This is a genomic window from Pseudomonas sp. RT6P73 (assembly GCF_054897715.1).
This window is the reverse complement of the sequence record NZ_JBUBUV010000002.1, coordinates 1,171,979-1,196,034: the sequence shown is the minus strand read 5'-3', so window position 1 is coordinate 1,196,034 and position 24,056 is coordinate 1,171,979. Positions and strand designations below refer to the sequence as shown.

12 protein-coding genes are annotated in these 24,056 nt (G+C 58.2%); 11 read left to right on the top strand and 1 reads right to left on the bottom strand.

Going from position 1 to position 24,056, the window contains the following annotated elements:
* Window positions 1-93: 93 nt before the first annotated feature.
* Window positions 94-2,220 carry a DNA helicase RecQ gene (recQ, locus tag ACYZT6_RS05885; protein WP_462026116.1) on the bottom strand — a complete coding sequence of 709 codons (2,127 nt, stop codon included), beginning with the start codon at window positions 2,218-2,220 and terminating at the stop codon, window positions 94-96.
* Window positions 2,221-2,632: 412 nt separating this feature from the next.
* On the opposite strand from recQ, the gene ACYZT6_RS05880 reads away from it, so the two are divergent.
* From ACYZT6_RS05880 to ACYZT6_RS05830, 11 genes are all read left to right on the top strand, one after another.
* Window positions 2,633-3,220, top strand: a complete 588-nt coding sequence (locus tag ACYZT6_RS05880) for a UPF0149 family protein (protein ID WP_010461974.1) — start codon at window positions 2,633-2,635, stop codon at window positions 3,218-3,220.
* A 10-nt stretch (window positions 3,221-3,230) separates the two neighbouring features.
* Window positions 3,231-3,626 carry a YbaN family protein gene (locus ACYZT6_RS05875; RefSeq protein WP_462026115.1) on the top strand — a complete coding sequence of 132 codons (396 nt, stop codon included), beginning with the start codon at window positions 3,231-3,233 and terminating at the stop codon, window positions 3,624-3,626.
* 230 nt (window positions 3,627-3,856) lie between these two features.
* Window positions 3,857-4,564: a cysteine protease LapG gene (lapG, locus tag ACYZT6_RS05870; RefSeq protein WP_462026114.1), complete on the top strand. Its 708-nt coding sequence runs from the start codon at window positions 3,857-3,859 to the stop codon at window positions 4,562-4,564.
* 22 nt (window positions 4,565-4,586) lie between these two features.
* Window positions 4,587-6,527, top strand: a complete 1,941-nt coding sequence (lapD, locus tag ACYZT6_RS05865; protein WP_462026113.1) for a cyclic di-GMP receptor LapD — start codon at window positions 4,587-4,589, stop codon at window positions 6,525-6,527.
* A gap of 141 nt (window positions 6,528-6,668) precedes the next feature.
* The gene (locus tag ACYZT6_RS05860) at window positions 6,669-10,685 is read left to right on the top strand and encodes an RCC1 domain-containing protein (protein WP_462026112.1); all 4,017 of its coding nucleotides are present in this window, start codon (window positions 6,669-6,671) and stop codon (window positions 10,683-10,685) included.
* Between the two features lie 66 nt (window positions 10,686-10,751).
* On the top strand, window positions 10,752-11,660 hold the full coding sequence (locus tag ACYZT6_RS05855; protein WP_462026111.1) for an Ig-like domain-containing protein: 909 nt from the start codon (window positions 10,752-10,754) through the stop codon (window positions 11,658-11,660).
* Between the two features lie 35 nt (window positions 11,661-11,695).
* Window positions 11,696-13,318 (top strand): hypothetical protein, encoded by a 1,623-nt coding sequence (locus ACYZT6_RS05850; protein WP_462026110.1) that lies wholly within the window; start codon window positions 11,696-11,698, stop codon window positions 13,316-13,318.
* Window positions 13,319-13,323: 5 nt separating this feature from the next.
* On the top strand, window positions 13,324-14,949 hold the full coding sequence (locus ACYZT6_RS05845; protein ID WP_462026109.1) for a hypothetical protein: 1,626 nt from the start codon (window positions 13,324-13,326) through the stop codon (window positions 14,947-14,949).
* Complete coding sequence (locus ACYZT6_RS05840) at window positions 14,942-16,723, top strand: hypothetical protein (protein WP_462029910.1); 1,782 nt, start codon at window positions 14,942-14,944, stop codon at window positions 16,721-16,723. Before ACYZT6_RS05845 ends, ACYZT6_RS05840 begins: the two co-directional genes overlap by 8 nt.
* 1,506 nt (window positions 16,724-18,229) lie before the next feature.
* Complete coding sequence (locus tag ACYZT6_RS05835; protein ID WP_462026108.1) at window positions 18,230-20,383, top strand: hypothetical protein; 2,154 nt, start codon at window positions 18,230-18,232, stop codon at window positions 20,381-20,383.
* Between the two features lie 440 nt (window positions 20,384-20,823).
* Window positions 20,824-23,724 carry a hypothetical protein gene (locus ACYZT6_RS05830; protein ID WP_462026107.1) on the top strand — a complete coding sequence of 967 codons (2,901 nt, stop codon included), beginning with the start codon at window positions 20,824-20,826 and terminating at the stop codon, window positions 23,722-23,724.
* Window positions 23,725-24,056: the final 332 nt, after the last annotated feature.

Sequence of the window (24,056 nt, the reverse complement as noted above, 5' to 3'; positions counted from 1 at the left end):
GAGAAAAACTAATTATTAGTCAGCTAAGCATGGCGTTTGGCTTGAGGCAAGGTTCGGTCTGTAGTGAATCGTTACATCACTGTAACAAGTCATTTAAACCTCAAATTCGGATTGCAGTGCCGCTCGAACACAATACAGGACACCTTCCGGCACTCGCCCGGCAAACAGCGCGGCAATCTCCGCCACCGGCGGCAACTCGCCCTCGCCATCCAGGAAGGCATCCTGGACCTCACCCATCAACTCTTCGGGCAGGTCCAGCGCTTGCTCCAGCGACAACTGCTGCTTGCCGATCGCTTCGGCGAGCATGGTGTAGACATTCTTTTCCGAGCATTGCAGCTGACCGGCGATCTGCATTGGCGTCATGCCTGCGCGAGCCAGGGTGATCAGCTCGTGGCGCACATCGGCGACGACTTTCGGTGCCTCGACCTGTCCGCCCAGCACTTCGAGGAAGGCCTCGCCATAACGTTCGAGCTTGCGCGCGCCGACGCCGCTGACCGTGGCCATTTCCGCCAGCGAGGTCGGCTGGCTGCGGAGCATTTCCAGCAGTGTCGAGTCGGGGAAGATGACGTATGGAGGCACCCCGTGTTCTTCGGCGAGTTTGCGACGCAAGGCGCGCAAGGCTTCCCACTGTTCGCGTTCCTCGCCGCGAACCAGTTGGCTCGCCTGGCTCTTGCTGCTTTTGGCGGTGGTTTGCGGCTTGAGGTCGCGGCGCAGTTCCAGGGTCACTTCGCCCTTGAGCAGCGGCCGGCACGTGTCGCTCAGGCGCAGGCCGCCGTAGCCTTCGAGGTCAATGTCGGCCAGACCTCGGGCCACCAACTGGCGAAACAGGGAGCGCCATTCACTCTCGCCCATTGCCTTGCCTACGCCGTACACCGACAAATGTTGATGGCCAAAGCTGCGGACCTTTTCGTTGTCCTTGCCCAGCAGCACGTCCACCAGATGTCCCACGCCATAACGCTGGCCGGTGCGGTAAATCGCCGAGAGCGCCTGACGGGCCGGCTCGGTGGCGTCCCAGGTTTGCACGCCATCGACGCAGTTGTCGCAATGGCCGCACGGCTCAGGCATGTCTTCGTCGAAGTAGGCCAGCAGGGTTTGCCGACGGCAGCGGGTTTCTTCACAGAGCGAGAGCATGGCGTCGAGCTTGTGCTGCTCCAGACGTTTGTGGCGCTCGTCGCCTTCTGAGTTTTGCAGCATCTGCTTGAGCATCACCACGTCTTGCAGGCCGTAAGCCATCCAGGCATCCGCCGGCAAGCCATCACGGCCGCCGCGACCGGTTTCCTGGTAGTACGCCTCAAGGGATTTCGGCAAATCGAGGTGAGCGACAAAGCGCACGTTGGGCTTGTCGATGCCCATGCCGAACGCCACGGTGGCGACCATGATCAGGCCTTCCTCGTTGAGGAAGCGCTTCTGGTGATGGGCCCGGGTATCGTTGGGCAAACCGGCGTGGTACGGCAGCGCCGGGAAGCCTTGCTCGCTGAGGAACACCGCGACTTCGTCGACTTTCTTGCGCGACAGGCAATAGACAATGCCGGCATCACTGCGCCGCTCGGCGAGGAACGCCAGCAATTGCTTGCGCGGCTGCTCCTTGGGCACGATGCGGTAGAAAATGTTTGGACGGTCGAAACTCGACAGGAAGCGCTCGGCGTTCTGCAGATGCAGACGATCGACGATTTCTTCGCGGGTGCGCTTGTCGGCCGTGGCCGTCAGGGCAATGCGCGGGACGTTGGGGAACAGTTCCGCCAACTGGCCCAGTTGCAGGTATTCACGGCGGAAGTCATGACCCCATTGGGACACGCAATGCGCTTCGTCGATGGCGAACAGGGCGATTTCAAGACTTTGCAGGAAGGCCAGCATCCGTGGCTGGACCAGACGCTCGGGCGCCAGATACAGCATTTTCACTTCGCCGCGTTTGATCCGTGCCGCCAGATCGCGCTGCTGCTCGGCGCTCAGCGTGGAGTTCAATGCGGCGGCAGCGACGCCGAGCTCTTCGAGGGTCGCGACCTGATCGTCCATCAGCGCGATCAGCGGCGACACCACCACCGCCAGGCCTTCGCGCAGCAGCGCCGGGACCTGGAAGCACAAGGATTTGCCGCCACCGGTAGGCATCAGCACCAGGGCGTCGCCGCCACTGGCCACGCGCTCAATGATTGCACCCTGGCGGCCACGGAAACTGTCGTAGCCGAAGATGTCCTTGAGGACGCGTTGAGCCTGTTCGAGCATAAAAACTCCAAAAATCACAAAAACATCCCTGCAAGGCTGGTTCAGAACCACACAGGCTGCACTGACAAATCGTAAGTGCGCATTGCATGACGCTTCACATTCCAGCCATGACGCCAGCAGGGCATCACAAAACGCGCGAGTATACCCGAGGCCTGCCCGCCAAAGGGCACCGCTGAGAAGACACACGAACGTCAATGCACCGCAAAACCTGTGGGAGCGAGCCTGCTCGCGATGGCGGCGTGTCAGGCGATAAACGTATTGGATGTACCGGCCTCATCGCGAGCAGGCTCGCTCCCACAGGGATTGCGGTGTTTGCGAGGTCCCAGGGGGGCAAATATGCCGCGCGGCTGGCCTGAGCGCTCAAGAAGGCCTAGAATTCCCGCATCTGTTAATTCCCCAAGGTAGCCCTTTAATGTCCTTCGCTGAGCAACTAACCCGTTTGCAAGTCTTCCTCGACGCCGACGAACTGCATGACGAGGCGCTGGACTACGTGGCCGCCCACGGCTACCTCACTGCGCTTTCGATCTGCTCCGAAGAAGTTCCGGATCGTGAATGGATCGACGCCCTCTTCGCCGAAGAGCCGCATTACGCCGACGACACCGAGCGTGAAGCGATCGAATCCACCCTGCTGGCCCTCAAGGCTCACATCGCGCGCCAACTGGCGTCCGATGAAGAGTTCGAGCTGCCTTGCGACCTGGACCTGGGCGAAGAGCCGGACGATTCCGACCTGCGCGGCTGGTGCATCGGTTTCATGGAAGGCGTGTTCCTGCGCGAAGCGGCCTGGTTCGAAACCGCCGAAGACGAAGTCAGCGAAATGCTGCTGCCGATCATGGTCGGTTCGGGTCTGTTCGACGAACAGCCTGAGTTCGAAGACATCGCCAAAGACGCCAACCTGATGGACGACATGATCGTGCAGATCCCGGAAGCCCTGACTGCGCTGTACCTGCTGTGCCAGGCGCCAGACGAAAAACCGGCGATCCTCAAGCCACGTCACCACTAAGGTTTTGCCTATGGACAACCCCATAGGCAACCGCTCCCTGATGTTGCGTTACGTGCTGCTGGCCATCGGCTGGCTGAGCGTAGCGCTGGGGGTGATCGGGATTTTTCTGCCAGTGTTGCCCACCACGCCTTTCCTGCTGTTGGCGGCCGCCTGCTTCGCCCGCAGTTCGCCACGCTTTTATCAGTGGCTGGTGGGGCATCCACGACTTGGCCCGTGGATTCGCGACTACCTCGACGGCAACGGCATACCGCTCAAGGGCAAGGTCTACGCGATCGGCCTGATGTGGGTGAGCATCCTGTTCTCCTGCTACCTGGTGCCCCTGCTGTGGGCGCGGGGGTTCATGCTGACCAGCGCGGTGCTGGTGACGATCTACATCCTCAAACAGAAAACCCTGCGCAAGTCCTGAAACCATCACGGTCCCTTGTAGCAGCTGGCGAAGCCTGCGTTCGGCTGCGCAGCAGTCGTGAAATCAGGCACCGCGGTCTTTCAGTTAAACCCGGGATTCAGGGTTTACGACTGCTTCGCAGCCGAACGCAGGCTTCGCCAGCTGCTACAGGTCCACGTGCCCCGACAATTTGTCCTGCCTCGCTGAAAACACCGCCTAGACTTCAGTCATCTGCACCCGAGCAGCCAGACATGTCCCGTCGCCGGCGTAGTCCAGGAGGGTCAACGCTCCGACTTCGGCTCGGCGGATGGCTGCTGTTGGCCAGTTTTCTGCTGACGGGGCTGGGCAGTGTCTGGGCCGACTGGGACTTTGCGCAGATCCTGCAAATTGCCGAAAAGCGCTACGGCCCGCTCGGCCCCGCTCAAGGAAGAATCGAGGCCTGGAATCAAATGCTCAAAGGCGAACTCAACCAACCCGAGCGCGAGCAACTGAACGCGGTCAATCGCTTTTTCAATCAACAGCTGAGTTTTCAGGACGACACGCGCATCTGGCGTCAGACCGATTACTGGGCCACGCCAGAAGAATCGCTGATCAAGGGCGCCGCCGACTGCGAAGACTACGCCCTGGCGAAATATTTCAGCCTGCGCCAACTCGGGATTCCCAGCGAAAAGCTGCGCATCACCTACGTCAAAGCCCTGAACCAGAACCAGGCTCACATGGTGCTGACCTTCTACAGCAGCCCGACGGCCGAACCGCTGGTGCTCGACAACCTGATCGGCGAGATCCGCCCCGCCTCCCAGCGCAAAGACCTGTTGCCGGTCTACGCCTTCAACGCCGAAGGCCTGTACTTGCCGGGCACCAATGGCGGCAAACGCAGCAGCGACTCGAAAAAACTGTCGCGTTGGCAGGACGTGTTGAAAAAGATGCAAGCCGAAGGGTTCGCCGTGGGCGAAGGCTAGCCGCCATCGCAAGGAGCGTTTTATGTCACTGCGCAAACAGTTGTTTCTCGCCATTTGCCTGTTCTTGCTGGTGGCCTTCAGTGGCAGTTTTTTTGTCAGCCTGGAAAGCTCTCGCGAACAGATGCTCGGCCAGTTGCGCTCCCACGCCCAGGACGCCGCCACCGCGCTGGGCCTGTCGCTGACCGCGCAAATCGACGACCCGGCGATGACCGAATTGATGGTCAGCTCGATTTTCGACAGCGGCTATTTCCGCAGCATCCGCGTCGTCAATATCGTTGATGCAAAATTGCTGGTGGAGCGCAGTACACCGGCGCAAATCGAAGGCGTGCCCAGCTGGTTTGTGAGTCTGGTCAACCTGCGTCCGGAAGGTGGCGATGCGCTGATCATGCGCGGCTGGGAACAAGTCGCGCGGGTCGAAGTGCTGAGCAATCCGCAGTTCGCCCTGGCCAAACTCTGGGACAGCACACTCGGCAGCCTGATCTGGCTGTTGATCTGCGGACTGCTCAGCACCGTGTTCGGTGGATGGTTGCTACGTCGACAACTGCGTCCACTCGACAAGATGGTCAGACAGGCCGAAGCCATCAGCAAACGCGAGTTTCTGAGCCTGCCAAAACTGCCAAGGACACCTGAATTGAGACGTGTGGTGCTGGCCATGAACCAGATGGTCGAAAAGCTCCAGGCACTATTCTCCGAAGAGGCCACGCGCAGCGAAAAACTGCGCGCCGAGTCCTATCAGGACAGCCTCACGGGCCTGGCCAATCGACGCTTGCTGGATGAACAACTGGCCGACCATCTGCTGGTCTCCGAGCAAAGCAGCGACGGGCATCTGATGATGCTACGGATCAACGACCTGATCGGCCTCAACCAACGCCTGGGCGGTCAGCGCACCGATGGGCTGATCAGCGCCGTCGGCGACTTGCTCAAGCGTCTGACGCAAATGCCGGAACGGCGCACCTGGCTGGCGGCGCGCAATCGTGGTGGCGAATTCAGCCTGCTGACACCGGGCCTGGACAGCACCGAAGCGGCCCGCCTCGCCTCGGAAATCAGCGCCACGCTGGAAAATCTGCGCCTGACCGGCGCCAGCGATTGCATGCCGGTGGCGCACCTGGGTGTGGTTGCCTATCAGCCCGGCGAACCCGCCAGCAACGTCCTGTTGCGCCTCGATCAAGCGCTCGCCCAGGCTCAGCAACATCCCGAGCGGCCGTGGGTGCATCTGGCTCGTTCAGATACCTCGATGAACCACACCCAGCACGACTGGCGCACCTGGATCGACGATGCGCTGACCCACGGCAAAATGCAGCTGTATTTCCAACCCGTCGTGCAATGCGCCGACACCAGCCAGGTGCTGCACCACAAAGTCCTCGCGCGCCTGCTCGACCCGCAGGGCGAGGCGATTGCCGCCGGGCATTTCCTGCCGTGGATCGAGCGTCTCGGCTGGTCGGCACGGTTCGACCTGGCGATGCTCGAAGCCACCCTCGACTACCTTGTCGTCAACCGTTGGCCCTTGGCACTAAGCCTGTCCGGCAGCACCTTGCGCGATCAAACGCAGCTGAAGCAAATCATCGACATGCTCGAATCACTGCCCGAACTGGCGCCCCTGCTGACACTGGAAATCGACGAACGCCAACTGCCGCCGCCGGAAGAATTACAGCGCCTGAGCCACAGCCTGCTCGACACCGGCTACCGCATCGGTTTGCAGCACTTTGGCGGCAGCTTCAGCCAGATCGGCAACCTGACGCAGCTGGGATTGGCGTATTTGAAAATCGATGGGGCGTACATCCGTCACATTGATGAGCAGCGTGACAAGCGGCTGTTTATCGATGCGATTTACCGGGCGACCAACAGCATTGATTTGCCGTTGATTGCTGAGATGGTCGAGACCAAGGGGGAGCTGGAGGTGATTCGGGAATTGGGGTTGTTTGGGGTGATGGGACGGTTGATCGGGCCGCCGGAACCGATGTAGTCCGACACAAATTCAATCCCGACACAGCATGACCGCTTGTCGGAAATCAGGGCTTACCTGTTATTTCTGACAGTAGCCAACCGCATTGCTCAACACCTTAAATGAATCCGTCGCCCAACCCCCTCGACTGGAGTCATCGCCATGCTCGTCCAACCCGCTCGTGCTCGCTCCACGCTTGTCCTGCTGGAGCCAGAAATCCCTGATCGCACACAACAACAGCTGCCTTCTGGCGAATGGGGCATCAACCGTGCCGCCGCGTTGGGTGTACACCCGGAAAAGGGCTTGCAGGTCTACATATTGGCTTGGGCGGCCATGGGGATCGGCGACAAGGTCGAGCTGTTGTTCAATGACGGCGTGGTGGATCAACACACCATCACGCAAGCAACCGAGGTGGGCGAACGCGTGACGTTATGGGTGCCGCCACGCCATTGGCTGACGGGTTCCCACACGCTGGCTTACCGGGTCACCCGGTTCAATCAGGGCGCCGAGACCTTCTCCCCGCCGCTTAAGCTCTACGCCAAAATGGAGATTCCTGCGGGCCAGGACACGGAGGATGAAGAAGGCAATCACTCGAACCTGTACATGTTCATCGCACCGGAAATCGTCAATGGCGGGGTAGACAAGGACATCGCCGAGGAAGGGGTAACCGTCACCATTCGAGCCAGAACCGGCACCGGCATTCCTTATCCGAACGCGGCGGTGGGCGATGTCATCCGATTGAGCTGGGGTGGAGTGCTCAAGGAGTCCGATCCGCTCACCCCTGGGCAGATCACCGACCCGGAAAACAATCCGATCGAGATCGTTATCGATAAAGCCACCATCGAGGAAGCGGGCGACACTGGTGATTCCAAACTGGCGGTCACCTTCATCGTTCGCGATCAGGTAGGCAACTATGCGGAGGACTGGTGCAAGGAAACCCGAATCGAGGTGTCGACCGACACCAATCTTCTAGGCGCTCCTGTCGCTAAGGACGCGGTGAACAACGTCCTTGATATAAATAAACAGGGCAACAAAGATATTACGATTGAGGTCTGGGTTAAAACTCCCGACTTCCAATCCGGCGACGAGGTAGTCGTCACATTAAGCGGTACCACGCAGGACGGGGAATCTCTCGAGTTTTCTACACCGCCACAAATTCTCACCAATTTTCCGCACACTTACGATTTCCTGCTGTCCAGCGCCGATGTCCGAAAACTCACAAAAACCCAGGTAAAAATCTCCTACCGCGTGAAGCGCGGCGGCACGCCACCGCTTCGCTCAAAGGGGCAGTTCGTCCGCATCATCGGTGAAGCCAAACACTTGGCGGCGCCCATTCCTGAAGATGTAAAAGACGACGCCATCGATCCGGAATTGCCCTACACCCGCATCGAGATCCCTTTCGATCCAATCTTCGAAGCGGGCATGGCAATCGAGTTGATCTGGTTCGGTACCCGCCCGGACGACAGCAGCTACATCCCGAATCTGGAGTGGCTCTTTCTGGACCAGGGCATCATCGACGCCGGTGTGAATTTCTTTATCACGGTGGAAGGCAAGCACCTCAAAATGCTCGAAGGTGGCAAGCTGAAGCTGTCTTATAACCTGCTGTGGGACGAAAATAGCGAAATCGTAAAGAGGGGATCCCTGTTTGCTGCGTTGTTGAACGTTGGCGAGCCTATGTTTGAACTGGATCAAGTGCGTATCCTCGGTGAAGAGAATGGGAAATGGGACCCCAACAACCTGCCTGGCGGCGCAGGCAAAGCGACCGCCCCCCGGTCAATGAATCCGACCAAGCCCGGGGATATCTTTACTTTCGAATTTGACGGTAAGATTACCGGCACCGAGGAATTTCCAATCAATATCAATGCCGTGAACAAGGACAAGGAGATCCCCCTCACCCTGACTCCTGCGTTTTTAGCCCGTCACATCGAACCGAACCGCGGAAAAAAAATGGTGGCCCGCTACAAGATCTGGCGTGAGGAGGATAAAAAATTCAGTTATGCAAAACCGTTGGAGATGATCATCGGCGAAACACAGGATGATCGGCTGAGCCCGGCCAAAGTGAAGGAAGCACGGGATAACGTGCTCGACCCCGTCAATGCGCCGGACGGGGCCACCGTCGAGATCGCGGCCAATCGTCCCGAGAACGCCGGCGATCACTTTTACATGAGCTGGAAATCGGAAGACGGGAAAGTCGTGCACACCGATGACAAGGCAATCACCGGTAATGAGAAAGGTAAACCGGTCGAGTTCACCGTCCCGCTCAAAACCGTTCAAGACAGCCTGAACCAGAAGGTCACCATCAGCTATCGGGTCGAACTGTTCGAAGGTGGTTTAGCCCTCGGGGAGGATTACGAGCTGCGGGTAGAGACACAAGCGTTCAAATTGCCCGTCGCCTCCTTCAAGGAAGCAACAGGCGCGCAGAAAGACCAGATCAATCCTGACAATGTCTACCCGAGTGGCGCGACAGTCGTCATCGAGGCAACCGCTCAACTGAAGACCGATGATGAAATCATCGTGACGGTGGAGGGTACAACCACCAAGACATACCCGCACACGGTGCTGTCGACAGAGGCCGGCAAAGAGTTGGCGTCCATCAAAGTGCCGCATGCCTTTATCAATGAAAACGACGGCAAAAGCATCGCCCTGACCTACATCGTCAACCGCAAAATCGGCGGTACGGATGGCCCGTCTGATCCTGTGGTGTACGACGTTCGCAAAGTCATTGGTTCAGGCACCCTGAAGGTCATGGGCGCGCGCTTCAACCGCAGCACTTACCGGGCGTCCAGTGCCTCGCGCGTACTCAGCGCATTCAACGCCACCACCGGCCAACCGCTGCAGGCCCAGTGGAAGTATCCCTCCGAGACTGAATGGGTGACCGCCGCCACCAAGCGCGATACACACCCGCAAGAACCACTGCAGGTTCGCACGGCCGATGATCAGATCACGCTTAATCCGGCGAACATTATCGGTAACGGTATCGACACCACCGTCACCGGCCTGGCGGCTGTCGTCGCTCATCGCGATGTCGGTGACGTCGTCGGCTGGGGCAACGCGGCGTATGGCGCCAGTATCCCTTCAACCATTATCACCATGGACGATATTGTTGAAGTGAGCTGCACACGCAGTGCCTATGCCGGGCGTCGAGTCAATGGCGCGGTGGTTGTGTGGGGGACTGCGACCGAAGGTGGAAGCATGGCTGGCGTAGATCCGCTCGGTTTTGCCAGGGTCGTCGGTAATGCCACCGTGTTCGCCGGTTTGAAAGACACAGGACACGTCGTTGCCTGGGGTGTTGCGACCGATGGAGGCGTGGTACCCGCACCTATCGCTGCGCTGAATGATGTCGATGACGTCGTCGCCGCCGGGCAGGCGTTTGCCCTTCTGAGGGCAACCGGTCATGTGAGGGCCTGGGGACTTGCCGCCAATGGTGCAACCGTGCCGGACGATATCGCCGGGCTCACGGACATCAAGACACTCATCGGCAGCTTTGGCGCTTTTGCAGCGCATCGCGGCAACGGCAGGATCGTGGCGTGGGGCAACAAAACTTACGGCGCAGAAGTGCCGGCGGACATTGCTTCGATGACCGACATCATCGAGCTGAGCTGTGCCAATGCTCAAGCCTTTACCGCAAGACGAGCTACCGGCCAGGTCGTGGCCTGGGGCACCGCCGATTACGGTGGCACTATTGATGAGTTGATTAAGGGCCTGACGGATATCGTTGAAGTCAGCTCGACCTGGCGTGCGTTCGCGGCACGTCGTGCCAACGGTCATGTCGTGGCATGGGGACGTGCGGCGGAAGGCGGTTTGGTGCCGTCAGACATCGCTGGGATGGACGACATTGTCCAGGTAGTCGGTACCTCTCAGGCGTTTGCAGCCTTGCGCAAAAACGGCACGGTGGTGGCGTGGGGAGATGCGACGGTGGGGGGCGATACGACACCGGTGGTCAGCGAGTTGACAAACGTGCGTGCGCTCTACGACAACACCCATGGCTTCATTGCCCTGACCTCCGATGGTCGCGTAGTGACCTGGGGCCACGCTGCCGGCGGCGGCGACAGCAGCGCGGTGCAAGACCGGTTGCGGGGCAAGGTCTCTTATCAGGCGAGTGCCGTGTCACGGGGTCGGGCGCTAACGGCCAGCCGTTGGGCGCAGCTGAACGAGAAGCCGCAAGCCCTGCAAAAATAACCTTCCTCCCTCCTCCCCCACTCTCGGCGCTCTGAAAGGAGCGTCGACTTCTCCGAGGGTGACACTATGTCCGCTGTCGAAATAACGCTGCAAAAATCCTCCGTGGACGAAGCGCCCAACGGAGTCCTGGACCTGGAGACGGTCTCCGACAAAGGTGCAACGGTCCGCATCAAACCCTATGACGGCATGGCCTTTCGTGACCACGTCTACCTCTACGTCGGCGACCATTACGTCAACGACATTCCGATCAGCGCAAGTGCCGTGGGCAAAGACGTGGTGTTCACCGTTGCCGCCGAAGAGTTTGTCGCCGACAGCGAAAACATTGTGCAGATTCGCTATGAAGTGCAGTTCTATCAGGGGACGCGTGAAAAATCGCTGGTGCTGGACCTGGAGCTCAAGAGCAACTTTGAAAGCGACGCCAGCCTGGACCTGAGTGCAGAAAACTATGTGGTGTCGGTCAGTAAACCACCCGCGACGACGCCCACGTTTGCACGCACAACCAGAGAGGCCAATTGGGGATCAGCGCCCTATCGTTACAGCAGCAGCCTTCCAGAGATTGCCAGCGTCGATGAACACTCCGGCGAAGTCACTGCGCTGCGCAATGGCGAATGCACGATTACCGCCACCGACAGCCAACATCAGGCGCGCAGCTACACACTGATAATTAAGGGGATCCAGGAATTGTCATGGTTGAGCTTTGGCGCGGATTGGGCCCGCATGAGCGAGCTCTGCACTGTCGCCAAACTGCAACCAGTCACCCTCGCGCAGATCAGACGGCTATGGAGCCTGTACCAATGGAGCGGCGGAACTGTCGCCGCCTACCTTGGATGGTTGCCCTACCCGGTATGGACGGCCGACGTGCTGGGCGCCGGCACGGCCTACGCCTATGACCTGAACGGTTTGAATGATCATGACAACGCCCAAGGACATGACATGAAACTGTACATGCAGATCGTCGGTGTCTCTCAAACCTGAGCGACGCAGTCAAACACTGACACAAGGAGAGCGTCATGGGGACTGTCCTGTCGCGGGCCAGACAGCTGCTGTTTACGTTGCTGCTCGTCAGCAGCGCAAGCCACGCCATCACCGGCCCGGAAGTCGCGCAACTACTCAACAACCGCTACAAAAACACCACGGCCGAATGCGCCGGTGACAACCCCGCCTATTTCTGCAGCGGCGTATTGCTGCTCCCAAGCCAGGGGCCGGACGAGTTCTGGAAACCCGATGCCCCCTCGACGACCCTTGGCGCACGAAGTGTTGCCTACGTGCGGGCCGACCTCGACACTCGCACGCTGCCGCAAAAAAACGGTGCGGTGTTCAGCGATCAGTTCACCGCCATCGGTTGGGGTAAACCGTTGGATGTGCTCTGCGCCTACCCGTTCGAATTCCCGGTCCAGGGCACGCGCCCCGGCTTCGGTTGTGGCTGGACTGCTGCCACCAAAAATACCCAGGACGTCAGTTCTTGCACGGCGCTGGGCGTGACGGACGCACCAGGCTGGCTTACGCACTTTGGGCAACAGGGCAATCAGCCCGCCAGGCAATGTTCCTTGAGCAGTCGTGACCCCGCGCAGTTCATGGCCAGCCTCATCGCCCACCAAAGTCTTGCTGCCGACTGGTCGGCCAGACCCACCTTGCTGCAAGTCAAAAACGGCGACGCTCAAGTGCCCAGACAGTTGCCCCTGCAAGGTCTGTTTTATGACGTGACACAAACCGGCTCATTGCTGGGTGCACAGAAAGATCAGCGCGATTATTTCAGCGCCACCGGCGACTGGTTGCCGATCCTGCGCATGGACCTGACGCAGGCACCTGATGCGGTGTTTGGTTTTAATCAGCAGGATCAGTTGTACATCGGCTATCAAGTGGCGTCTGGGTTGAATGCGCGGTTTGCCGACACTTCGTCGACCTGCCAGAACGAACAATCCGCAGATCATTGCAATGGAGTGCTGATAAGGGGCGCGAATGCATCTGCCAGTTTTCATGCCTGGAACCCAAGCGAAAATTCAGAAGGTCGTAATGGTGTTTCGTTTTCATATGTCAGAGCGGATGTAGGTACCACAAAACTGGCGGGTACTCAGGGCTTTATATTCAAAGAGTCGTTTGCCCCTGCCAGTCATCCGGTGACGCTGCGCTGCTCCTATCCGGCCAATGCAGGGACAGCCTCCATTCCTGACAGCTGCCGAGCAAGCTGCGAGTCTCTAGGCGTGACGACCGTTGCCGCGTGGCAAGCCAAATACGCCAACAATCCTGGCTCCAGTTGCGCCTTCGGCATGGGCCAGGCCGCGTTCCAGCTCAGTATCGCCGTACGCTCTCACTTCACTAATCCAGCCGCAAAACTGAACTGGAACGAAATAATCATCGCCGCATGGCCCCAAGACATCCCAAAACAACTGCCACTTGAAGCCTTCTTTTACCTATCAGAAAACGCCGCTGGTTTAGCTAATGCCCAGTTCATACAACGCGATTATTTCCAGCAAACCGCCCGTTTCCTGCCTGTCGTGCGCGTGAACCTCGCCGCCGCCGACGGGCGTCCTTTCACGTTTGAGACACAGGATCAGACCGTTCAGGGCACATCGATGGCCATGTTGGTCAACGCCATAACGCCTCGTTCACCCAGATCATTACAGGACGAGTAACGGTCATGCGTAGAGGCAAATTGCTGTTCAGTCTTCTGGTGGTGTCGCTGCTGTTTGCACAAACCACCCTGGCCATCACCGGCCCGGAAGTCGCGCAACTGCTCAACAGCCGCTACAGAAACACCACGGCCGAATGCGCGGGCGACAACCCCGCCTATTTCTGCAGCGGCGTATTGCTGCTCCCAAGCCAGGGGCCGGGCGAGTTCTGGACACCCGACGCGCCATCGACGACCCTGGGCGCCCGAAGTTTTGCCTATGTGCGGGCCGACCTCGATACCCGCACGCTGACGCAAAAACACGGGGCGGTGTTCAGCGATCAGTTCACCGCCATCGGCTGGGGCAAACCGCTGGAGGTGCTCTGCGTCTATCCGTTCGACTTTCCGGTCCAGGGCACGCGCCCCGACTTCGGTTGTGGCTGGACCGCTGCCGCCAAAAATACCCAGGACGTCAGTTCTTGCACGGCGCTGGGCGTAACGGACGCACCAGGCTGGCTCGCGCACTTCGGGCAACAAGGCAATCAACCCGCCGGGCAATGCTCCTTGAGCAGTCGCGACCCTGCGCAGTTCCTGGCCAGCCTGACCGTGCATCAAAATCTCGATGCCGACTGGTCGGCCAGCCCTACCCTGCTGCAAGTCAAAATCGGGGACGTTGAAGCGCCCAGACAACTGCCCCTGCAAGGCCTGTTTTATGACGTGACACAAACCGGCTCATTGCTGGGTGCACAGAAAGATCAACGCGATTATTTCACCGCCACCGGCGACTGGTTGCCGATCCTGCGCATGAACCTGACACAGGCGCCTGATGCGGTGTTTGGTTTCAATCAGCAGGATCAGTTGTATGTCGGCTATGCGGTGGCCGCTGAATTGAACGCAAGGTCCATTGGTAAAGCCACCTCGTGTCGTGGGAACACTGCCTCTCACTTTTGCACCGGTGTTTTGATTCGCACCACGGATGTTTCCCCCGCCTTCCACTCCTGGAATCCAAGCGATAGCTCCATAAGAGGGAATGGGGTTTCGTTTACCTACATCAGGGATAGCGCGCTGATCACCAAAGTCTACAAACCCCAGGGCTTCATCATTCGCGAGTCCTTTGCGCCGTCCGGCAAAGCATTGACAGTGCGTTGCCTGTACCCCTTCGATGCCGGCACTGGCGGTTCGGCGGATATCTGCAGAACGCATGGCGGTCAATGCGACGAGCTTGGCATTACGACCAGAGAGAGCTGGGTGGCGCGTTATGCAAGCAGTCCGACCCGCACCTGCGCGTTCAACGCCAATGCTGAAGAGTTTCAGTTGGCCACCACTGTACGCCCCGATGCCACAGACCCGTTGGGCTGGAATGAACTCATCATGGCTGCCTGGACGACGGACAATCCCGAACAGCTGCCGCTGGAAGCCATCACCATTAACACCCCCTCCCATATAGCGGGCGACGGGGTAGCCGGCGCTCGATACATACAACGTGACTACTTTCTGGAAACTGGACGTTTTGTACCCATCGTTCGAGTGTTTTTCAGCGCGGCACCCGGGTCAATTTTCTCCTATGACCCGCAGGATCAAACCGTTGACGACACGACCATGACAATGCTGAGCAATGCCATTCCTTTCTTGCCTGGCTCGTTACGTGATGATTAATCAAAGGCGGAAAAAGACGCCGTTGTTCCATGCTCTGTGGTGGCTGTTGCTCTTTGCAGGAAGCGCTCAAGCCATCACCGGCCCGGAAGTCGCGCAACTGCTCAACAGCCGCTACAAAAACACCACGGCCGAATGCGCCGGTGACAACCCCGCCTATTTCTGCAGCGGCGTATTGCTGATCCCAAGCCTGGGGCCGGACGAGTTCTGGAAACCCGATGCCCCCTCGACGACCCTGGGCGCCCGAAGTTTCGCCTATGTGCGGGCCGACCTCGATACCCGCACGCTGACGCAAAAACACGGGGCGGTGTTCAGCGATCAGTTCACCGCCATCGGCTGGGGTAAACCGTTGGAGGTGCTCTGCGCCTACCCGTTCGAGTTCCCGGTCCAGAGCACGCGACCCGACTTCGGTTGTGGCTGGACCGCGGCAGCCAAAAGCATGCAGGACGTCAGCTCCTGCGCGGCGCTGGGCGTGACTGACGCACCAGGCTGGCTCGCGCACTTCGGGCAACAGGGCAATGAGCCCACCGGGCAATGCTCCTTGAGCAGTCGTGCCCCCGCACAGTTCATGTCCAGCCTCATCGCCCATCAAAATCTCGATGCCGACTGGGCGGCCAGACCCAACATGCTGCAAGTCAAAATCGGGGACGTTGAAACGCCCGAACAGTTGCCCCTGCAAGGCCTGTTTTATGACGTGACACAAACCGGCTCATTGCTGGGGGCACAGAAAGATCAGCGCGATTATTTCACCGCCACCGGCGACTGGTTGCCGATTCTGCGCATGGACTTGAAACAGGCGCCTGATGCGGTGTTTGGTTTCAATCAACAGGATCAGTTGTATGTCGGTTATCAAGTCGCGGCGCGGCTTAATGCGCGTTATGCCGATACATCCATGGGGTGTCGTGGGGATAGTGCAGCGTACAACTGCAATGGAGTGCTGATACGCACCACTGATGCATCGCCGGACTTTCACGCCTGGAACCCTAGCAATGGCTCCATCGAGCGGGACGGCGTTTCTTTTTCGTATCTGCGCGCAGACATTCATCTCCCCATTCTGGCCTGGGCCAAGAATCAGGGGTTGATCATGAAAGAGCTGGCTGCGCCAACGCCCTACCCACTGACCTTGCGCTGCTCCTTCCCTTTTGACGGGGCTACGTTCTATCGAAGCAATAGCTGCAACGAACACTCAAGTCAAACCGGGGTGAGCCGTCCCTGCGATGAACAGGGCATCGCGGATATCGCAACCTGGGTCAAGCACATGTATTCACTCACCAGCCGATATTACGGATGTAGTTTGAAAGGCGATCAAGCCCAATTCGCCATGAGCATCGAAGCTCGCTCCCATCTCACTGAAGCTGACCAAAGGGTACACAACGAGGTCATCATCGCCCACTGGCCGCAGAACATACCGACACAGCTTCCCCTTGAGGCCTTTTTCTACGTCGCCGCAAACGGGTTACCCAACGCTCAGTTTTTCCAAAGGGATTACTTCCAGCAAACCGGCCGTTACCTGCCTGTCGTGAAGGTAAGTTTGAACGCTTCAGGGGATTATGTTTTTACCTTTATCCCCGAGGATCAAACCGTTCAGGGCACATCGACGGGGATGTTGCTCAAAGCGATTTCTCCTCGTTCAGCGAAGCGAGCAAAAGGGGGTGCATTTTTTTATCCGATAAAAGACAAGCGAACGAATCTATTTATCCGTCCGAGACCATTGGTCGGAAACAACCACCTACCTGTTATTTTTGACAGTAGCCAACACCCTCGCTTCACACCTTAAATGACCCCGTCGCCCAGCCCATCCGACAGGAGTCATCACCATGCTCGTGCAACCGCGCCCCTCCGTTTCCATGCTGCTGCGAGAACCGGAAATCCCCGGCAGTCCCGAGCAGCCATTACCCACCGGTGAACGGGCGATCAATCGGGCAGCCGCCCTGGACAACTTTCCCGACCATGGTCTGAAAGTCTACGTCCCGGTCTGGTCGGCGATGGGCAAAGGCGACAAGGTCGAGCTGTTGTTCAACGGCCTGGTGGTCGACCAGCACACCCTCACGCAAGACACCGAAATCGGTGAGCGCGTGACTTTGTGGGTGGCGCCCAAGCATTGGCTGACGGGGTTCCACACGCTGGCTTACCGGGTGACCCGTTTCAATCAGGGCCCCGAGACGTTTGCGCCGGCGCTCAAGCTCTACGCCAAGCTGGAAATCCCCGCCGGCCAGGATCTGGACCCGGAAGAAGGCAGCCACTCGAACTTGTTCATGTTCATCGACCCGGTGATCGTCGAGGGCATCGTCGACAAGGACATCGCCAAGGACGGAGTATCCGTCATCATTCGCGCCGAGTCCGGGACCGGCGTGCCGTATCCGGACGCGGCAGTGGGCGATGTCATCGTGCTGAGCTGGGGCGGTGTGTACGTGGAGTCCGCGCCGTTGACCGCCGAGCAGATCAGTGATTCGGTTAATTATCCGATCGAGATCCTCGTCGACGAAGCCACCATTCTGTTGGCCGGCGACACCGCCAGCACCGGGCTGGCGGTCACCTTCCGGGTGCGCGACGTGGTGCACAACTACTCGGAGGACTGGTGCAAGGCCACGCGGCTGGTGGTCATGACCGGCACCGATCTGCTGGACGCGCCGATCGTCAAGGAGGCGAGAAACAACATCCTTGACCTCGATGCGCTGGGCGAGCAATCCATCACGGTCCAGGTCTGGGCCAAAAAGGCGGAGTTCCAGCTGGGCGACATTATTGTCCTGAAAATGCGCGGCACCACGGTCGACGGCGAGGCAGTGGCAATCACCGCGCCGCCGCAGACGATCGACAACCTGCCGCATACCTACGAATTCACCCTGTCCAACGCCGACGTGCGCCAACTGGCGAAAACCCAGGTGATCTTTACCTACCACGTGGAACGCCCCGGCACACCCGAGCCCTTGCCGTCCAAGGGTCAATTCGTCACCTTCATCGGCGAACCGAAACGCTTGGCCGCGCCCTGTGCCGAAGATGAGCAAAACGGCGCGGTTGACCCGGATTTGCTTTTCCCCCGCGTGCGGATCCCGTTCGACCTGATCATGCAGATGGGCATGGCCATCGAGCTGATCTGGTTTGGCACCCGCCCGGATACCAGCACCTATACCCCTGAGCTGGAGTGGTACTTTCTCAGCCAGGAGGAAATCGAGGCCGGGAAAGATTTCTTCATCACGGTGGACGGCAAACACCTGAAACCCTCGAAGGCGGCACGCTGGTCCTGTCGTACAACCTGCTCAGCGAAGGCCAAAACGGCGAGATCGTGCGGCGCGAGTCACTGCCCGCGGCGCTGCTGGAGGTGGGCGAGCAGCTGGCTGAATTGGTCAGAGCCATTGTGTTGGGTGAAAAGAACGGAATGCTGGAGACCTTGGAACTGCCCCACGGCGCCAGCCAAGCGACCGTGCTGAACCCGGCGGTCAGACCGACCAAGGCTGGGGACAAGGTGTTTTGCACGGTGACCGGCGAGGTCAGTGGTGAGGTAGAGCTCTCGATCGACATCACCAGAATCTCGGAGGGTAAGGACGTTCACTTCACGCTCAATGCCAAGTTTGTCAGGGATCACTTTGAGCCGAATCGCGGCAAGAAGGTGACGGTGCGTTACCGGATCTGGCGGGCGACGGAGAAGGAGATGAGTTATTCGGAGGTGTTGGAGTTTGTGATCGGGACGGCGTTGGAGCTGAAGTCGCCGAGAGTGAAAGAAGCCGACGACACCCGCCTCGAACCGTTGAACTCCCAGACCCATCTCACAGCCATCGTCGACTATGACGGCATGCAGATCGGCGACCAAATAATCGCCATCTGGACTGGTGCTGACGGCACGCTCCCCGAGGGTTCGCACACCACAGAAGCGTGGTGGGTGGTCACGCTCGGGCCGCAGGAAGTTCCGTTGGTGACCACGGTGATCGCCTTCAGCCTGGGCAAAACGGTGACGGTGAAGTACACGGTGATTCGCGGCAGCGGCAGCCCAGTGCAATCGGCCACCCTGACGTTATCGGTGTTGCCGCTGCCGGACAGCGTACTCGTCAAGCCATTGATCCTTCAGGCCGCGAACAATGGCGAAGGGGCCGAGCTCGACGTCAGCCAGCTGACGGCTAACGCCGTGATTCGGGTAAACGACTGGCCGTACATTGCGCTGAAACAGTTCGTCTGGTTGCGGGTGGAAGGCACCAACAACGACGACAGCGCCTATTCCCAGACGTTCTGGCAGCCACCTCGCTCGCAAACCAACCCCAGCTGGATCGACCAGGGCTATTACACGCATCCGATTCCGCTCGATGAGTTGCAAAATCTTAAAGACGGGAGTGTGCTGAAAGTATCGTTCAAGGCTGGGTTAAGTGGCAGCCCGGTTGAGGATGACGCGGTGTCGTTTCAGGTGCGTGCTTATACGATCAAGGCGTTGAATGATGTGAAGCCTGAGATCACCACTGTGACCGATTCCAAGGGGGTTGAGATTCCTGAAGGCGAGGTCACGTTTGATACCAGCGTGAAGTTGACTGGTAAGGCCAGCAACGGGCAGGAAGTGGAGATTTTCGATGGCACCACCTCCAAGGACGAAACCACGGCGAACGCATCGACCGGGATCTGGGAATTGTGGGTATTGGAGAACGCTGTAGGTTCTCACAACTTTACCGCCAAGGCATTGTATGGGGTGGGGCAGAGTTCGGACAATCGGACCTTGATCGTTGCCGTGGATGAAAAGCCTGTCATTGCCTCTGTGACCGATTCGAGGGGGGAGGAGATTCTTGACACTGGAACCACCTTCGATAACAGCGTGATGTTGAAAGGCACGGCGGCCAAGAGACAGAAAGTACAAATCTATGATGGACCGACGACTGTTGGCGCACCTGTAGATGTTAACCCAAACGATAGTGAATGGACTTTGCCAATAAAACTTCTGACAAACGGCCCTCACACTTTTACAACCAAGGCACTTTATGGTATCGGCCTGATCTCTGAAAAGCGAACCATGACGCTAATGGTGGCTCCTGCCCAGGAGAATTTTGATGCTCAACCAAATTTGATTATTCAGCCAGGCAAGTCAGTTGATATTGGTAGCATGGTTATTACTAACGTTTCGGGATCTGGAATAGTTTTAATTGATCCGATACGTTTTGCGTATCCAGGACAATTAGAAAGACAGACTTTAGTTATGAGTGGTGTAGTTACTATTCTTCGGATTGATCTGAAATCAAACTATTCTGAAGTCGATTTCTGGTACACAGATGTCGACACGGAAAATAAAGCAAAAGCAGTTTTTTACGGAGTTTACGGTAAGTTGGGTGAAAGACCGCTTTCAACCCATCTGCCACTACGCGCGTACCAAATGAATTTTAAACACGAAGGAATTGTACGATTAGAGATTGAGAGTTCTATGTCGAATGTTATCTATTTGGACAATTTCAGTCTTAAGGTTTAGATGAAAACCAAGAAGATACGACTTATTTAATCCCCACTCAGGGGGGGGGCAAAAAAGGGCAATAAAGGGGACGTATTTATTTACTGTCAATTTTGCGCCACCTCCGTAAGGTGGGAAGGCCGTACAGATGACTCTCAGCTCTATTACGCGTCTTGGCCTTCATAACTGACCTGAAATGGAGAAATAAACGGAGATGTTTAACCAACATCTCCGAACACTCTCCCAAGCTAAACATCGACTCCGTTGCCTTTGACTGCGCCAGTATCCACGGCTATGACGTGCCTCTTCTGTGCAGCGCAAACCGGCTCGGTACTCAGTACTCTGACGCCGACCATTCATCTGAAATCAGCCCCTACCTGTCAGATCTGACAGTAGCCAACACCCTCGCTTCACACCTTAAATGACCCCGTCGCCCAGCCCATTCGACAGGAGTCATCACCATGCTCGTGCAACCCCGCCACTCCGTTTCCATGCTGCTGCGAGAACCGGAAATCCCCGGCAGTCCCGAGCAGCCGTTACCCACCGGTGAACGGGCCATCAACCGCGCAGCCGCCCTCGACAACTTCCCCGCCAATGGCCTGAAAGTCTACGTCCCGGTCTGGTCGGCGATGGGCAAAGGCGACAAGGTCGAGCTGTTGTTCAACGGCTTGGTGGTCGACCAGCACACCCTCACGCAAGACACCGAAATCGGCGAGCGCGTGACCTTGTGGGTGGCACCTAAGCATTGGCTGACCGGGCCGCATACGCTGGCTTACCGGGTGACCCGTTTCAATCAGGGCCCCGAGACGTTTGCACCGGCGCTCAAGCTCTACGCCAAGCTGGAAATCCCCGCCGGCCAGGATCTGGACCCGGAAGAAGGCAGCCACTCGAACCTGTTCATGTTCATCGAACCGGCCATTGTCGAGGGCATCATCGACAAGGAGATCGCCGAGGACGGCGTGTTCATCATCATTCGCGCCGAGTCCGGGACCGGCGCGCCGTATCCGGAAGCGGCGGTGGGTGATGTCATCGTGCTGAGCTGGGGCGGTGTGTACGTGGAGTCCGCGCCGTTGACCGCCGAGCAGATCAACGACCCGGACAAACATCCGATCGTGATCCACATCGACAAAGCCACCATTCTGTTGGCCGGCGACACCGACAGCACCGGGTTGGCGGTCACCTTCCATGTGCGCGACGTGGTGCACAACTACTCGGAGGACTGGTGCAAGGCCACGCGGCTGGTGGTCATGACCGGCACCGATCTGCTGGACGCGCCGATCGTCAAGGAGGCGAGAAACAACATCCTTGACCTCGATGCGCTGGGCGAGCAATCCATCACGGTCCAGGTCTGGGCCAAAAAGGCGGAGTTCCAGCTGGGCGATATTATTGTCCTGAAAATGCGCGGCACCACGGTCGACGGCGAGGCAGTGGCAATCACCGCGCCGCCGCAGACGATCGACAACCTGCCGCATACCTACGAATTCACCCTGTCCAACGCCGACGTGCGCCAACTGGCGAAAACCCAGGTGATCTTTACCTACTACGTGGAGCGCCCCGGCACGCCCGACCCTTTGCCGTCCAAGGGTCAATTCGTCACCTTCATCGGCGAACCGAAACGCTTGGCCGCGCCCTGTGCCGAAGATGAGCAAAACGGCGGGATTGACCCGGACTTGGCTTACCCCCGCGTGCGGATCCCGTTCGACCTGATCATGCAGATGGGCATGGCCATCGAGCTGATCTGGTTCGGTACCCGCCCCGACAAGAGCACCTATACCCCTGAGCTAGAGTGGTACTTTCTCAGCCAGGAGGAAATCGAGGCCGGGGAAGATTTCTTTATCACGGTGGAGGGCAAACACCTGAAAACCCTCGAAGGCGGCACGCTGGTCCTGTCGTACAACCTGCTCAGCGAAGGCCCGAACGGCGAGATCGTGCGGCGCGAGTCACTGCCCGCGGCGCTGCTGGAGGTGGGCGAGCAGCTGGCTGAATTGGTCAGAGCCATTGTGTTGGGTGAAAAGAACGGAATGCTGGAGACCTTGGAACTGCCCCACGGCGCCAGCCAAGCGACCGTGCTGAACCCGGCGGTCAGACCGACCAAGGCTGGGGACAAGGTGTTTTGCACGGTGACCGGCGAGGTCAGTGGTGAGGTAGAGCTCTCGATCGACATCACCAGAATCTCGGAGGGTAAGGACGTTCACTTCACGCTCAATGCCAAGTTTGTCAGGGATCACTTTGAGCCGAATCGCGGCAAGAAGGTGACGGTGCGTTACCGGATCTGGCGGGCGACGGAGAAGGAGATGAGTTATTCGGAGGTGTTGGAGTTTGTGATCGGGACGGCGCTGGAGCTGAAGTCGCCGAGTGTGAAAGAAGCCGACGGCACCAGCCTCAACCCCATCGACGCCCAAGACACCCTGACCATCCGAGTACCGGTCAACGCTGACCTTCTGCCGGATGACCGCGTCATCGTCCACTGGGCAGGTGCTGAAGAAACCCCGGCCGAAGGCTCATTTACCTCACCGGCCACGCTCGTCAGCGCCGGACTGGACATCAGTATTCCCAACACCGTGGTCGCCTTTAACCTATGCAAGTCGGTGACGGTTACGTATAGCGTAATTATTGGTAGCACGGCACCGAAACCTTCGATGCCACTCTCCTTGAGCGTGCAATCGATTGCTAACGGCGACCCGAATCTTCGGCCCGCGACCATCGACGGCTTCTCAGGCGACGAAATTGATGTCACTCAATTGGCCGATAACGCGTGCACTCGTGTGTCGCCATGGCCGTTGATCGCAGTGAATCAGAAGATGTGGTTACGCTACACGGGAATAAACAAGGATGATTCGGTGTTCAGCGAGGTGACTTATGCAGGGGAGGCACTGGTCGGTGAGGCGGTCATCGAGGGGCCTCATCCTCCTGCACCTGTGGACAAGCTGCGGGGGTTGAAGGAAGGCTCGAATCTGGAGATCGAATTCAAAGTGAGCCTGGACGGCAATGCCGATGAGGGTAAGTCTGTAACCTTTATGCTGCGTACTTATATGGTCTCCAATAGCAGCTTTCGTGTCCTCTACGTACGTGAAAAGACAAACGACGATACCGGTCAGCTTTTACCAGAAGGCGGCACTACAGCTGCTCGCACTGTGACCACTTGGCTTTTTGTCCCAGGAGCCACAGGATTAATCGATTTATTCACTTGGAAAAACAATGAATCTGCCAGTCATCACCCCGAAGTCCGACCCACAGACCTTCTTGGTGTATACAAAATAGACATATGGTGGAGTGGTAGCCGGCCACAAAAAAACTCTTACCAATTTTCACAATCCAAAACCGGACCCCGAACGACCCCGAGAACCTTGACGTTCATATAGGAGAGTGGAGGAAACGCGGGAGGAAAAGGGGACGCATCTATTTATCTGCCCTGTCGCGTGGCTGATTCCTGAGGAAAAGGGGACGCATCTATTTATCTGCCCTGTCGCGTGGCTGATTCCTGGCAGGTAATTAAACGAAGGTGTTTAACACACATCTCCAGACATTCTCTCAGGCTACACATCCTTGCGCCGTTGCCTACGACTGCGCCAGAATCCGCCGGCTTGTGCGCCTTGGGCCTGGGTTTTATCGTTACCCCGTCGCTGAAGAACAGCGATCGGGTTTGGTAGCCCGGGTTTCTAGTCGCAAAGCATTGCCTTTTGCTGAGATCTTT

Coding starts and splice junctions, on each gene's coding strand:
- recQ (WP_462026116.1), bottom strand. CDS start 2,220: ATGCTCGAACAGGCTCAACGCGTCCTCAAGGACATCTTCGGCTACGAC.
- ACYZT6_RS05880 (WP_010461974.1), top strand. CDS start 2,633: ATGTCCTTCGCTGAGCAACTAACCCGTTTGCAAGTCTTCCTCGACGCC.
- ACYZT6_RS05875 (WP_462026115.1), top strand. CDS start 3,231: ATGGACAACCCCATAGGCAACCGCTCCCTGATGTTGCGTTACGTGCTG.
- lapG (WP_462026114.1), top strand. CDS start 3,857: ATGTCCCGTCGCCGGCGTAGTCCAGGAGGGTCAACGCTCCGACTTCGG.
- lapD (WP_462026113.1), top strand. CDS start 4,587: ATGTCACTGCGCAAACAGTTGTTTCTCGCCATTTGCCTGTTCTTGCTG.
- ACYZT6_RS05860 (WP_462026112.1), top strand. CDS start 6,669: ATGCTCGTCCAACCCGCTCGTGCTCGCTCCACGCTTGTCCTGCTGGAG.
- ACYZT6_RS05855 (WP_462026111.1), top strand. CDS start 10,752: ATGTCCGCTGTCGAAATAACGCTGCAAAAATCCTCCGTGGACGAAGCG.
- ACYZT6_RS05850 (WP_462026110.1), top strand. CDS start 11,696: ATGGGGACTGTCCTGTCGCGGGCCAGACAGCTGCTGTTTACGTTGCTG.
- ACYZT6_RS05845 (WP_462026109.1), top strand. CDS start 13,324: ATGCGTAGAGGCAAATTGCTGTTCAGTCTTCTGGTGGTGTCGCTGCTG.
- ACYZT6_RS05840 (WP_462029910.1), top strand. CDS start 14,942: ATGATTAATCAAAGGCGGAAAAAGACGCCGTTGTTCCATGCTCTGTGG.
- ACYZT6_RS05830 (WP_462026107.1), top strand. CDS start 20,824: ATGCTCGTGCAACCCCGCCACTCCGTTTCCATGCTGCTGCGAGAACCG.